9 protein-coding genes and 1 pseudogene are annotated in these 14655 nt (G+C 33.2%); 7 read left to right on the forward strand and 3 right to left on the reverse strand.

Translation table 11 applies throughout. From position 1 onward, the window contains the following. From ACZDYH_RS27645 to xerS, 5 genes and pseudogenes are all read left to right on the forward strand, one after another. Nucleotides 1-79: type A2 lanthipeptide (locus ACZDYH_RS27645; RefSeq protein ID WP_474887706.1), on the forward strand; the 79-nt coding region annotated here is incomplete at its 5' end. 86 nt (nt 80-165) lie between these two features. Beyond that, nucleotides 166-3435: a type 2 lanthipeptide synthetase LanM family protein gene (locus ACZDYH_RS27650; protein ID WP_180985050.1), complete on the forward strand. Its 3270-nt coding sequence runs from the start codon at nt 166-168 to the stop codon at nt 3433-3435. Between the two features lie 25 nt (nt 3436-3460). Next, nucleotides 3461-5656: a peptidase domain-containing ABC transporter gene (locus tag ACZDYH_RS27655; RefSeq protein ID WP_458895804.1), complete on the forward strand. Its 2196-nt coding sequence runs from the start codon at nt 3461-3463 to the stop codon at nt 5654-5656. 89 nt (nt 5657-5745) lie between these two features. Beyond that, a pseudogene (locus ACZDYH_RS27660) lies at nt 5746-5880 on the forward strand (DDE-type integrase/transposase/recombinase); the annotation flags it as partial. A 1011-nt stretch (nt 5881-6891) separates the two neighbouring features. Continuing rightward, nucleotides 6892-7968 carry a tyrosine recombinase XerS gene (gene xerS / locus ACZDYH_RS27665; RefSeq protein WP_426938339.1) on the forward strand — a complete coding sequence of 359 codons (1077 nt, stop codon included), beginning with the start codon at nt 6892-6894 and terminating at the stop codon, nt 7966-7968. A gap of 398 nt (nt 7969-8366) precedes the next feature. On the opposite strand, the gene ACZDYH_RS27670 is transcribed toward xerS, so the two are convergent. The 3 genes from ACZDYH_RS27670 to ACZDYH_RS27680 form a co-directional block, all read right to left on the reverse strand. After that, entirely contained in the window at nt 8367-8684 is a 318-nt protein-coding gene (locus tag ACZDYH_RS27670) for a protealysin inhibitor emfourin (RefSeq protein WP_098023358.1), read from the reverse strand. A gap of 32 nt (nt 8685-8716) precedes the next feature. After that, nucleotides 8717-9778 carry a M4 family metallopeptidase gene (locus ACZDYH_RS27675; protein ID WP_426938315.1) on the reverse strand — a complete coding sequence of 354 codons (1062 nt, stop codon included), beginning with the start codon at nt 9776-9778 and terminating at the stop codon, nt 8717-8719. A gap of 607 nt (nt 9779-10385) precedes the next feature. Continuing rightward, a complete protein-coding gene (locus ACZDYH_RS27680; RefSeq protein ID WP_474887686.1) occupies nt 10386-12128 on the reverse strand; it encodes a S8 family serine peptidase in 1743 nt (580 codons plus the stop codon). Nucleotides 12129-12534: 406 nt separating this feature from the next. On the opposite strand from ACZDYH_RS27680, the gene ACZDYH_RS27685 reads away from it, so the two are divergent. Together ACZDYH_RS27685 and ACZDYH_RS27690 are read left to right on the forward strand one after the other, a co-directional pair. Beyond that, nucleotides 12535-13182, forward strand: coding sequence for a YukJ family protein (locus tag ACZDYH_RS27685; RefSeq protein WP_001128579.1), 648 nt, complete (start codon nt 12535-12537; stop codon nt 13180-13182). Between the two features lie 471 nt (nt 13183-13653). Then, a complete protein-coding gene (locus tag ACZDYH_RS27690; protein ID WP_434714935.1) occupies nt 13654-14595 on the forward strand; it encodes an endonuclease I family protein in 942 nt (313 codons plus the stop codon). The last annotated feature ends 60 nt before the right edge of the window (nt 14596-14655 follow it).

Here is a 14655-nt window from a genome sequence, read left to right on the forward strand (position 1 = left end):
CGGTGGAGTATTCTGTACAATAAGCCATGAATGTCATTACAACTCTGTATCTCCATCTTCATGGATGACTTGCTGTTAATCTAGTTATTAATCTATTGGGCACATAGCTGTTATCAGTTTATGTGCCCAACCTTTTGTATATTTATAAAAAATGGGGGAAATAAGATGACAGATGTAAATAGTCTATTGGCTGACAGTCAGTGGGGGAATGCATTATATTTGGACGAGAGGTATAGACAATTTGAAATAAATGTACAAGATAGAATTAATTCCAACTTAGATTCAATTACAAATGAGGACAGTTTGGAAGAGTGGTTAGACAGTTTTTCTAATGATCAGGAACTACTACAGCGTCGTATTGAATCTGAAGGGATGGAGATGGATAAATTCAGAAACCTAATCTCCGATCAGGATTTTCCTTATGATGTTTCTGAAAGTGAATGGTATCAAGAATTAACGTCTATTTTTAAAAATGATGGCAAACAGGAGCTAAGTGAATATAGTCATTTCAATACAGAAGAAATTCCATTTTTTGAGTTTTACAAGCCTTTTCTTAAACGGACGATTCAAGTCATGGAGGAGAGGATGTGGGATGAAGAAACATGGATTGGCAAACAGAGAGTCATTGGACTAGTTATGAAAGTGGTATCCGATAAGGTATTCCATCTCTCCGTTAAAACACTGATTTATGAATTACACACAGCTAGATTAAATCAGGAACTGCAAGGGAGTGATTCACAGCAAAGATATCAGGATTTTGTGAAAAATAAGATCAGTAAACCAGAAGATATTCTGAAATTATTGCTGGATTATCCTGTACTGGCTAGAATGCTTGCCGAGAATGTGAAGCGGATTAATGAAAATATGCTGACTGTTCTAGAGAGGCTAGTGAAAGATAAAAGAGAGATTGAGGATTTCTTTGATATTAAGTTAGAAAAACTACAGGAAATTGATTTTTTGGGAGACTCTCATAATGGAGGCGCTAGTGTGCTCCGGTTAAAGTTTTCTAATGAGACAAGTATTATGTATAAGCCAAGAGACCTAGCAATCGACAATGCATTCGCCCGTCTCATGGATTGGTTTAATCATAAAGAAATCTGTAATAAATTTAAAATCGCCAAGACATTGAATAAAAAAGGGTATGGTTGGCAGGAATTCATTACCAATCAAGAGTGCAGTCAACAAGAAGATATTGAACGCTTTTTCGAGCGACAAGGACAGTATACTGCCATTCTGTATGCCATTAATGCGACTGACATGCACATGGAAAACATTATCACCCAAGGAGAGCACCCTTTCTTTGTCGATCTAGAATCCTTGTTCCATAATCAACCTTTTACATATATAGAAGAAAAGAGTTATTATTCGGCACTGGAGAAAACATCGCTTATTCTGAATGATTCTGTGCTAAAAACTAGCATGCTACCGACGCTAGACCCCAGCTCTCTATATCATAGTGATTTAAGTGGATTAGCTGGAGATATTGTACAAGTCATGAATACATATGAAGTCCTTCATAAGAATACTGATATGATGAAGATCAAACGGACCAAAATAAATGTGGAAAAATCTAGCCATCTTCCTTGTTATCAGCAACAACCGATTACTCCTGAAAACTACAATAATAATATCAAAAAAGGATTTTTTGAATGCTATCGACTGATTATGCAGCATAAAGAAGAATTCATCGCTGTGTTGTATGAGCTGTTTGAAGGCTGTATCGTGCGTACCATCATTCGACCGACTATCACCTATTTTACTTTGCTAGAAGCAAGTTCTCACCCAAAATATTTGAAAAATGGGCTTGATAAAATACGGCTGTTCGATATGATGTGGATGATTCTCAAACAAGATGCAAGCCGTGAAAAGTCCGTGAAATACGAGTGCTATGATTTGTCCCGTGGAGACGTTCCCCTATTTAGAACAGTAGTTGGTCAAAAAGGGCTGATTCATTCTAAAGACCATATTCCAATTCAGGGAGCTTATGCTCACGATATTCTGACTTTAACCAGAAACAAGGTACAGAAGATGAATGAAGAGGATTTAGAGCTTCAGTGGGAATTTATCGAACGTACCATCCAAACTAAATATTTATTGGAAAAGACGCATACCATGGAAAGCATTACGGAAAGTGTGCAGCTGGAGGAAGTGAAAACAGAATTAGCTGAACTAAAAAATAAAGATAAATACTTGCAAGAAGCGATTCGAATAGGGGATTATATTAAAAGTATTGCTATTCGCGGGGATGATGGACATACAGTCTCCTGGATTAGTATGGGTATGGATGTTAATGAAAAGCTTGTTTATAAAGGGACTGATTTAGGGCTCTATAATGGGGTCACAGGAATCGCCTACTTCTATCTTTATTTAGGTAAGGAAACCGGCGATAAGGAATACATTCAACTTGCAGATCAATGTATTAATACGGCTTGGGAAATGATACAGAAGAATGTAGATCGTAATATCTCCTTATTTACGGGGTATGGTTCCCTGTTGTATGTACTATTGCATCGAGCCAAACTGTTTGGAGAGACAGTTGTGAACGACCAGATAATCGAATTAATGGAAATCTTAGAAGAGATGATTGATACGGATGAACAGTTGGATATGATTTCGGGTTGTGCAGGGACTTTAATAGTCTGCCTAGATATTTATCAATTATTCCATTCTAGTAAAGCACTAGATATTGCCCAAAAATGCGGAGAACATTTATTAAGAAAATCGCAATCTATGCAGAACGGCACAGCCTGGGTCACTTCATCCATCCACAAGACACCGCTGAGCGGCATTGCACATGGGAACGCAGGAATCTGTCTGAGTCTTGCCCGTTTATATGAAACAACAGGCAATCAACGGTATTTGGATGCCTGTATGGCAGGAATAGAATATGAGAACAGTCTGTATTGTCCAAAAGAGAATAATTGGAAGGACTTGAGATTTACAGAAGGACACACTCCGAATAATCATTTTGTCATGTACTGGTGTAATGGGGCACCGGGTCTTGGAATTGCTCGCATCGGTATGGCACGGCACATAGAGTCGGAGATTATTAACAACGATATTAGTAAATCATTGGAAAAAACCATGAAGGATGGATTTACAGAAGTTAGTTACTCCTTGTGTCATGGCGATATGGGGAATTTAGAGCTGATTCTGCTCGGTGCCGATTACTTTGACAGTATTCAATTAAATACATTTGCCTCACAGATGATGGATCACATATTAAAAGAGGTAGAGAAATCAGGGAATCATTGGAAGTGTGGTATACCTGGCAGACAGCAAATTCCAGGTCTGATGTTAGGGCTTTCTGGTATTGGTTACCAATTGCTTCGTCTGTACAATCGTCAATTACCTTCGGTGTTGTTAGTTGAAGGACCAAGAGAAGCATTAGTTCCTCATGGTTTAGATTTTGAAATGGAGCGTAACCGTGTCTAAAATTTTCCGTCTGTTCCACCATTTCATGCCTAGCAGGAAAGTACCGGTTAAGCTTCAGATGAACCAGTATGATTGCGGTCCGAGTTGTTTACACATGATACTTGCCTATTATGGATTTAAAGCAGATTTCTCTAGGTTGAAAGAACGCCTTGCTTCGGCCGGGAACGGACGGGACGGAGTCTCCATGCTGAAGCTGAAAGAAGTTGCACAGACCTATCAAATGAAGGCTATGGCTAAAAAAGCACCGTATGATGCTTTAAGCAATGATTTTGTACCGGCCATATTATATTGGGAAAATAAACATTTCGTTGTTCTAGAAAGCGTCAAGCCTGGTAAGCGGTATGTTGTGATTGATCCAGCAATGGGAAGGATGGAGCTTAATGAGAAGGATTTTGCTGAGAAATATTCTAATATCTTCTTGCTCGCATATCCAGATGAAGGTTTCAAAGCTCGTTCCGAAGAAAAGTATAATAAATTGACTTATTTTAAAGAGTTAATTCTGAATAATAAAAAATATTTTATACTGGCGGTGCTCCTGGCGTTCGGATTACAGATTGTATCGGTCGCTTTTCCTTTCTTGATGCAAATATCTGTAGATTCTGCAGTTCAGGATGAAGGTTATTCATTATTTTCTGTTCTTATCGCAGGGATTATTTGCTTATCCTTGTTTCAGCTATGCTTTACGTATTTCAAGGACATATGCATTGTTAGATTACAGGAACTACTGGATACTCAGCTTACGAACAGTTTTGTCTCCCATATGCTATTTTTACCGTACCAATATTTTGAGCTGCGTTCCCGAGGAGATATGATGCTGCGTATTAATAGTAATGTTACTATCCGGGAGTTGATGTCCCAAAAGTTTATTTCCACCATTATCAACATTTTTCTAGTTGTGGTGACCTTCGGTTTTATTTTTGTTCAGTCCAAAATTGTCGCTCTGTCACTTCTAGCTTTAGGATGCTTACAATTCCTTGTTTTCTTTTATACTCGGAGGAAATTCAAAAAACTAACGCAGACACAAATTGCAGCTCAAAGTCTGGCTGGTTCTTTTATGACAGAGGTGTTAGAAGGCATTTCTACAATTAAGTCTCTTGGTATTGAAGAGGTGGCTGAAAAAAGATGGCAAGAATTATTTAAACGTCAGCTAAAGTCTGTGAAGGAGAAGGCATATTATCAAACTAAAGTGAACACGTTGAGCAACGGAATTAACTTTATGACTCCAATGTTAATTTTGTTGTTAGGTCTCTTTCAAATGAAACAAGGAAATATGACGGTCGGTATGCTCTTTTCATTCCAATCGCTAGCGGTTATGTTTCTTAGTCCTTTGAATTCACTTGCCATGATGGTAAATGAATTCGTTATGGTAGATGCTCTATTGGAGCGAATTTATGATGTCATGAATGCTGAGAAACAGTCTGAGGGGAAACAACTGAGCGAAGGAGATGTGAATGAGGGTCAAAGTTTGGATTTGAAAGGAAATATTGAAATCAATCATGTCAATTTTAAGTATAGCAATTATGGAGAAAATGTGCTGAAAGATATCCATTTGACCATTAAATCTGGACAACGGATTGCCTTGGTTGGCCGATCAGGATCAGGAAAGAGTACCCTTGCTAATCTACTCGTTGGTTTATATAAACCAACAGAGGGGGAGATTCTCTTTGATGGTGTGAGCATGCAGGAAGTTGCACAGAAAGCATTGCGGAGTCAGATTGGCATTGTACTTCAAGATAATTTTGTGTTTAATCGTACGGTATATGATAATGTTACCCTTCATGCCCCAAAAGCGACAATGGAAGATGTTTTGTGGGCGACACGTCTTATGGATATCCATTCTGATATTGAAAATATGCCGATGAAATATAATACGTTGATTTCAGAATCGGGAACAAATCTGTCTGGTGGTCAAAAACAGCGTATTGCGTTGGCAAGAGCACTAGTCAATCGTCCGAAAATTCTTCTGCTGGATGAGGCAACCAGTTCCCTAGATACCGTCACTGAAGCATTAATTGCGGATAATCTTAAAGATTTAAATTGTACACAGATTATTATCGCACATAGGTTAAGTACAATTATGAATTCCGACATGATTTATGTACTGGATCAAGGGGAAATTGTAGATATGGGTACCCATTTAGAATTATTAGAGAGCAGCGAGCACTATAGGAATCTAGTATCTGCTCAGGTGGCAAATCATAGGATACCTCAATATGAGTAACATAAACATGTATAAGGGAGTACCATAGAAATTCCGGTTCTAGTTTAAGAAGTCTATAAAACTTGGATATATTGATACTAGTACTCTAAAAAGGACAATGGATGTATTCATATCGTGCCGTGGATTCAGAAGGGAATGCAATTGATTTTTATCTAAGTAAATCAAGAGATAAACAAGTAGCCAAGTGCTTTTTCAAGAAAGCCTTGGCTTTTTCGTACGTTTCTTTCTTCTTTATATTCCAAACTATACAAAAAACATTCAAGAGCTATCAAAGGTGTTGCATACAGTATAGAGGTGATATAGAATCCGAAAGATTTTTGCTATTTATTAAGTATGCAAAACCCGCTAAAATTCCAGATTAGGAAAATACCAAAGAGTATTATAAATTAATGATAATGATTGGAGTAATCCTCATATAAAATAGCCTATGTTATAGATCAGTACGACATAGGCTATTTTACTTATTTTAAAAGTAAGTTTCGGTGATATTCGGAAATCTCTTCAGATTTTAAAATGAGTTTTTATGCTAGTTGTGTCATTTTAAGTAACTTCACAATCCACATCGATAGGTAAACGTATCTGTTATTAAATGTTTACTTGCTAACGAAAAGAGAACAATGAATTCTGTTTGAATGAATAGAAAAAGGAAGGTGGATATAAAAACAAAACACAACTTCGCACGAAATACCAATTTTACGAACAATAAGGTATTTATATAAAATCAAATAATAGCATCTAGGGATTTCGAGCTTAGTTGCATAAATCTTCGTATGTTTGAGTGTGCCTATATAGTTCATATTTTATATAGAAATTATTAAATTTTGAGTTACTCATTAATAATTTCTATAGTAAATTACATATTACTTTATAAGATTTTTTCTCACGTTGATTTAATTAACTCCCTATAATTATGATTAAATAAGCCGATTTATATTTTTATAAAGAATTTTAAACTATATTCATGTATTGATCTTTTGTATGAATTTAGATATCAAATTTGTTTTATTTTACATACATTTATATTTAGTTTTTGCACTAATTTTTATGGTTAAATACAAATTTCTCACTTGATTATCTATAATTTTTATTTGAGTAAACACATTATTCCATTTACTATTGAGTGTGTTTTAGTATTTCATAATTTAATTATGTAAATAAGTTTGTGTAAAAATTGAATTTAACGCGAACTTGTGTTCGCTTTCTTTTTCTGTTATAGTATATATGAGGTGATTTTTATGGATTACAGCAAGCAACGTCAAAAATCCGTACATCGTAAAAAATTATACGAGAATCTAAATGAAATGCCCTTTTACATAGAAGAATTTGTGGAGTACAAAGAATTGCATGATGCCTCTCCCTCCACCCTACTGAATTATGTATATGATTTTAGGGTCTTCTTTAACTGGCTATTATCTGAACAAATTATTGAATTTAAGCCTATTAAAGACATATCCTTCTCTGATTTGGAGAATTTAAAGAAAAAAGATGTTGAGAACTTCATGAGGTTTCTAAAACTACAACAAAACATGCAGAATTCCTCTGTTAACAGAAAAATTTCAGCCTTAAAGTCTTTATTCAAGTACCTTACTTCCCTATCAGAGAATGATGAAGGAGAATGTTATTTTTATAGAAATGTAATGGCCAAAATTGAAATACATAAAGATAAAGAAACATTAAATGCCCGTGCAAAACGTATGAGATCTAAGATATTTCATAATGATGACGATCAAGAATTTTTGAATTACGTTAAGTACGAACATGAAAAATCTTTAACAAAACATCAATTGTTCTATTTTCTAAGAGACAAAGATCGTGATGTAGCTATCCTTTCCCTTTTTCTTGGTAGTGGTATTCGTGTAAGTGAATTGGCCGATCTCCGTATGGAAGATATAAATATAAAAGAAAGGCTAATTGATGTAATACGAAAAGGAAATAAAGAAGATTCAGTATGGATTACTCCAATTGCGTTAAATGATCTTAAAAAGTATATGGAAATTAGAGATAGCAAATATGCACCAGGAAAAGAATTGAAAAATGTATTTTTATCGAAGTATAAACATACTGCACAGCCTCTATCAGTTAGGGCCATCCAAGATATAGTAGAAAAATATACTAAGGCCTATGGAAAAAGAATGTCTCCTCATAAATTAAGACATACATTGGCAAATAAGTTATACATGGAAGAGAAAGACTCGTTACAAGTGATGCAGCAACTTGGACATACAAGTCAAGATACAGCATTGTTATATACTCAACTTGGGGAAACAACTATTAAAGATAGCTTAGGTAGACTAGGAAAGAATAAAGAATAAAAGTTCAGCAATTTTATTTTGCTGGACTTTTATTATGACATTAAAAAAGGTGTATTTTTCGATTAAATCTTTATTTTATTATGTAAAAAATACATAGTTGGAGATCTTCTGTGAATTTATTTGATATTACAGGATTACTCTTAAAGATACACCATTTCTATTTGTTAATTTTAGTGAAGGCTCTTTAATAATTAATTTAATAGCAATAGAAAGATTACTTAACATCTCAATTTCCAAATGAATTTGGTTTTCAGAAAACAAACAGGATTAGTAAGATTTCAATATTATTTTATAACACAATTTTTCACCACGTATGCTTAGCAGATAAATTTTAAAAATACATAAGATGTTGTTAATAATAAAAAAACCAAATTCTAATTGAGAATTTGGTTTTTTTATTATTTTTCCATCTTTTCTTTAATAGCTAAATTGCGTAAATAATCTAAAACGGGGAGCATATCTTTTGGAGCTGTCAAATCGTTTACTGAAAAGGATACATTCTTCTCATCGTCTGTTATTCCCAACTCATAAGAAAAAGCATCCGCTCCTTGGATAGCAGCCCCATTTACTTCACTTGGTTTAAGATGTAAAAGATTAGATTGTTGAATTAAATTAATTAATTCCTTAGCTTGTTCCTCTGGTAAATCCATCGTATCTGTCTGAAAGGTTAAGTGGAGGTTAGCTAGACCCCCGGTACAACTAAATTTAATATGCATATTAGCCCCTCCCTTCATGATACAGAATCTGATTAAGAAGGTAAACCAACCGATTTAAAAGCTGATTCTACTGTTTTTGCAGCTGTTTGCGGAACTTCGCCACTATCTACAAGTTTTTGTGCTGCTTTAGTTACAATTTGCGCAAATTGATTGAAATTAGTAGTTGCAAATAAGCTGTGCATTGCATTATACCATATTAAAGCTGCTTTATCTGTTCCAATTTCCATAGATACAAGATAAAACACTTTATTTGGTATACCACTATTTATATGAACACCGTGGTTATCCTGAGATCCTTGATAATAGTTTTTCATATGATCTGGTTGCATATCCTTACCCATTAGTTTATTGTCAAATGCAGTGCCAGGTGCTTTCATTGAACGAAGAGCTTGTCCTTTTAATGTTGGTCCCATTATATCAGCACCAATTAACCAATCCGCATCGTTTGCCGTTTGCTTTAAATAAGATTGCTTAATTGCAATTCCGAACACGTCCGAAATATGTTCATTCAAAGCTCCAGACTGTCCATCATATTCTAATCCATTAGTAAATTGAGTAATTCCATGTGTTAGTTCGTGCCCTATAACATCAAGTGAATTTGTAAAACTAGTAAAAATAGTTCCATCCCCATCACCAAACACCATTTCATCCCCGTCCCAAAAAGCATTTTGATAGTTATGACCAAAATGAACATTCAAAATGAGATCAAGACCATTGTCATCAATAGAATTGCGGTGGAACACATTTTTGTAATAATCACGTACTATACCAGCATAATCATACGCATGGTTAACCGCGTTATCCCCAGTTGATCTATCTCCTTCTTTTCTAACCTCTTTAACTCGAAGGTCTCTTCCACCATTACAATCATATACATGGCGTGCAGATTCACCTTTAGGTCCTGCTCCTGCATCAGTTAAAGCGACAACCCCATTAATATCATATTCTTTCAAGCTTCTACGTTTTCGAATTTGGTGACTTTTTGCTAAACTGATTCGTGCGGCTTCTATATCGTTTTGTGCTAAATTCTCCAGAATATAGGTTGGAACAATAAAGCATTGACATTTCTTATGCGAACAACGTTTTGTATGCATAATTTACACCCTTTCGTGATAGTAGTTTATAACATCTCTATTAATTTGTTCTTTATGTTTGAAATTTATACACTTTTTTTAATAAATTCATTAACAATTTATATGCTTTAAGATTATCAAGATCTAAATTTTAAAAATACTTAAAATAAGTTAGCGTCTACATATCTTTTTCAATTCATCTATTATTATATAATTAAATTTTAATATACATTTATTACCTTAAAGAGAAATTCTACATGTACTTGAAGATTATAAGTTAGTTGCCCTGCCTTTTTAGACAGCTGTAACAAACTAGAAACGAATATTATTATATAGAAATTATTTAAGTTTTATAATTATATATCCTATTATAGAATTATAGTGAATAAATTAAAAACGTTCTTAAAAAAAGAGTCATTTTTGGGGTAGATTTAAATTATGCAACTAACTATAAATACTCACTTTATTCCTGACTTGATATTAATAATAAAACTAAAATCTTATAGTTTTTTTCAGCATCGCACCTAAATTTTTACCATTCACTATATCTTCTACTTATAGCATCAAATATTTTTATTTTTTCTACCACTTTTGTACTAATACTTATAAAAGGATTATTTTACACATATTATTTACGTTTTAAAGCTTCATTCACTGCATTGAATGCATCCACTCTACCATGTCCAAACCAAGGACTCCATGTTCCATCATTACTTCCAATATCAATAAATGCACCATTATCGAATGGTGAAATTGGTGAAATGTCCCATGATGTATCCATATCAAATGGACTTGGTGGCGTCTTTGAATAACCTTCAAAGTTCAAATTTTTAGAAGCGGTGCTTTTTAGGATAGAAATTATATTTAAGGCTGATAATTGTGGATTCGCTGAAATAGTTAAAGCAGCAATTCCCGCTACTAAGGGCGTGGCACTAGAGGTGCCTCCAAAACGACTTGTAACGTTTTCTGGTATACAAGCTCCATGCAAAACGGGGATAGATCCAGTTGCTGTTGTAATTGGTATTCCTGTAACAGGCATTCGAAAATATTCGTGTAGATTACTACTAGGCGCTGATATTGAAAGACCAAAACCATAATTTGAATAATGACTTCTTTGCGCTATACTACTGAGCGCTCCTACAAACATAACTCCAGGAATACTAGCTAAGGAATGATGAAAATTTTTAGCCTTCATTACGCCTACCCACGAACCATCTTTCCATCCATCAGTATATGGTACATCAACTAAAGCATTATGCTCAATTGGACAATTCTCATTCCCTGCTGCCCATAAAAAAACAATTCCTTTACGTCTCCTTCCACCAATTTTAGTTAGTTCAGTAATTTTTTCTAAAACTTGAATAGGCCATGTTCTTTCGGGACTTCTTCCCCAGGAATTTGAAAAAACATCTATCTTATCAGCAATATAGTTTAAAACTGTCATTAATTTTGAATCACTTATAAATAACCCTTCTTCTTTCGACTCCCATTTTATAGGTAAAAGGCTGCAACCTGGCGCTGCACCAACAGTAAATTGTCCATCAACTTCCGCTGCTATTACTCCTGCACAAGAAGTACCATGATTTTTACAAGTCATATACATTTGTTCTCTTTGAAAATCACTATCCGAATTCACAAATAAACGTTCATTTTTAAAGTATCCATAGCCAGCAAATTTATTTATTGAATTAAAATCTGGATGATCTATTTTACACCCATCATCTGAAATACCAATTACAACCTCTTCACTGCCAAAATGACCCAACAGCTTCCAAGCATCCTCACATCTTGTGGAAGAACGCGAATCATAATCTGTATTTCGAAAGTGCGTATGTAAATGCCATTGTTTCGAATAAGATTCATCACGCGGAATTTCTAAATCATATGTACGCATCTGATGATTTAAGTCATGATCTGCTGTTTCTACATTTTCTTCTTCTTCTATAAGCATAACAATAAGTTTAATTGGGTTCATACCAGTAGCATTAGTGAGCTGAAAGAGATAATTATAATCATCATATTTCTCTAGTAATACTAATCCATAATTTGTAGTAAAAAGAATAATCTCATCTTCTGTAAACATTTTGCGAAACTTTACAAAAATACGATCAGTAATAAGAAATTCATCGTTTGTTTCCATGTAATAATATGCATGATGTACAGGAGCCATTTCTCGCGCTACATCCATCAAATCTTCAAGGTTACTTTTATCTGTTGTAATACGAAAAGAGACTGGAGATACCTGTTCAACTTCTAAATTCTTATGTACTTTCTTTAATTCATCAGTCCTTGTTCTTATCACAAATTGATTTTCTTGTTTTCGGAGTAGAACCTTTATTCCAGCACGATAAGTATATAATTCTTGTATCATAAATTTATGACCTCCTGATTACAAGGAACCGTTTAGCGAGTTATTATTAATTAATATATAAACTAAATCACGATTCCCTCTTTCTTAATTACTAAATTTAGTGTCGTAAATTTAATCATGAATGAACTGTTCAGCATTTTTTTCATGATCAAATCTTTCTATATTACTAATAAATTGTTATTTAATTTTTTACATTTGTTACATATAGATGAACTCCCTTTATTTAAATTTAAAATCATATTTATTATGAGTGAACATTTGAAAGTATTATTCATAAAATTATTGATTATTAATTCTAAATAGAAAATATTTTACCCTTACATCTTACTAATATTACTTTAGAATAAAAAACAAAACACAGATAATACTATATTCTGTTTAAATAAATTTTTAGGAGCTGTTAGCAATGCCGTTAAAAAATTATGGAGTTTTAAAAGGTCAAGTTGTAGGATATACGCCTCCTGACAATCAGGATAGTACACCTCATTTTACAGTTAATATCTCAGATAATAATAACCGTGAATACGAAATTATTATTAATGTCAAATCAAAAGAAAGACCCTCAGAGTTATTGTATTATGCAGGTAAAAATTTTCATTCTGAGCAAATTACAAACCTACCTAACTTAAATTACGGCTTCACAAACATTACTAGTAATAATAGAGAAATTGCACTTGATTATATTCGAGGTAACTTACTTGACCGTTGTAAATTAGTCCCACTTCCAGTAACTGCACCTGGTGAGGATAACGATTTGCAAGATAAATTTTTAAATTACATGAAAACATCTGAAAATAATCCAAAAGTTGATATTTATGCATATGGTGAAGAAATCCCTCCTGGAATTCATGATGTCCACATGAACCAAGGAAATGTAGGAAGTTTTAAAAAAGATGATGGCATTTGGCAAGATGGTGGAGTACTTTTCCATTATAAAGACACTGATAAATGGGAGGCTGTCTTTTTAGCGTTCCAGTCACAGTCATGGTGTACAGATGACTCAGGCCATGCAATTAAGCCTGTTGAAGATTGTAATTACAAAAGCGATTGTTAATAATAAAATTTAGAAATATATTCCTATTAAAAATTAAGAGGTGGTGTAAACTTACACTATCTCTTTTCTAAAATCCCAATAATTTGGGTTATCATTATGTATCTGCTGTTCAAAAGAAAAATAGCATTCAGATTAAAGAGTCTTAAAAATATATCATTTACCTTGCATCAAGATAATTTGGCACAAATCCAATTTATTTATTGTTCAAATACTTAAATCTTATTATTAAATTATTAATAATATAATAAAAGAATATACAATTAATATTATTTTATTATAAGTATCAAACCTTTTTGGTAGCAAGGTTCTTAGTATAAAAATTAAAATTCACTTTAGTGTTAATGAACACAAAGAGTTATTAATATTCTAGTTCCTTCACTGAAACCAAGGATATTCATAAGTAACCCTATAAAATTATTCAATAAATTATAAGAATGTACGCATACAATTATGAAGGAAGGGCTATTACGTATGACAAAAAATAATTCAAGTATTCCAGAAAATGAATTTTCAGCCTTATTAATGAGTGAAAATGAACAAATTGAACTTCTTAATAAACTTAATAAAAATAAAGGTATTATTGAAAAAGATTCAAAAAAATACTTTGATGATGATGCAGAAAAAAACATTATAGCATCTTATTATAAAACAATAAATTTCAATCAATTAAAGCCAAATGAATTATTTAAGGCTTTACATTCCTTAATAGAAAATACACATAAACCGGTTATATATAATCCCACAAAATATTTATATAATTGGGTGGATTTGCAAGAAGACGGAAATTTAAAAAGTATCTACTCTGGGAAAATTCGAAATCCTGAAGACGTTATTGCTGAAGATTTTAAAATACTCACCAAACGAAAAAATGAATTGGATTCACTTCTTGCTAATCAATCATTAACAGAAAATGAGTTAAAAACTCAAAAAAAGCGAATTGAAGAAAACAATAAACTAAATTGTGAACATGTAGTACCACAATCATGGTTCAATAAACAGGAACCAATGAGAGGTGATTTACATCATTTATTCGCATGTGAACCATCATGTAACTCATTAAGGAGTAACTATCCTTATCATGATTTCTCAGATTATGAAGGAGGTAAAGTACTGAACATTATTAGACAAGAATGCGGAAAATTAGAGGAGAGTTTATTCGAACCTGAATATGCTAAAGGTATAGTGGCTCGAGCTACTTTATACTTTTTACTAAGATATCCAGATAAAATTGCAAACGACAAAGAAAAAAATATAGACATTGAATTATTACTTAAATGGCATGAAGAATTTCCAGTAAGTATATATGAACGACATCGAAATCAAAGTATTCAAGACACCCAAGGGAATAGAAACCCCCTTGTTGATTTTCCTAACTATGCTCGTAAAATTAATTTTTCATTGAGTTCTTCTTGAGTTTTTATAATTCAAATAAATATAAATTAAAAAAGCTTAATACTTACTCCCTTACCTTTT

The sequence above is a fragment of the Bacillus sp. EB V-12 genome, from assembly GCF_056158125.1.

What these genes read in the sequence shown, in the direction of transcription:
- ACZDYH_RS27650 (WP_180985050.1), top strand. Translation starts at nt 166, where the DNA reads ATGACAGATGTAAATAGTCTATTGGCTGACAGTCAGTGGGGGAATGCA.
- ACZDYH_RS27655 (WP_458895804.1), top strand. Translation starts at nt 3,461, where the DNA reads ATGCCTAGCAGGAAAGTACCGGTTAAGCTTCAGATGAACCAGTATGAT.
- xerS (WP_426938339.1), top strand. Translation starts at nt 6,892, where the DNA reads ATGGATTACAGCAAGCAACGTCAAAAATCCGTACATCGTAAAAAATTA.
- ACZDYH_RS27670 (WP_098023358.1), bottom strand. Translation starts at nt 8,684, where the DNA reads ATGCATATTAAATTTAGTTGTACCGGGGGTCTAGCTAACCTCCACTTA.
- ACZDYH_RS27675 (WP_426938315.1), bottom strand. Translation starts at nt 9,778, where the DNA reads ATGCATACAAAACGTTGTTCGCATAAGAAATGTCAATGCTTTATTGTT.
- ACZDYH_RS27680 (WP_474887686.1), bottom strand. Translation starts at nt 12,128, where the DNA reads ATGATACAAGAATTATATACTTATCGTGCTGGAATAAAGGTTCTACTC.
- ACZDYH_RS27685 (WP_001128579.1), top strand. Translation starts at nt 12,535, where the DNA reads ATGCCGTTAAAAAATTATGGAGTTTTAAAAGGTCAAGTTGTAGGATAT.
- ACZDYH_RS27690 (WP_434714935.1), top strand. Translation starts at nt 13,654, where the DNA reads ATGACAAAAAATAATTCAAGTATTCCAGAAAATGAATTTTCAGCCTTA.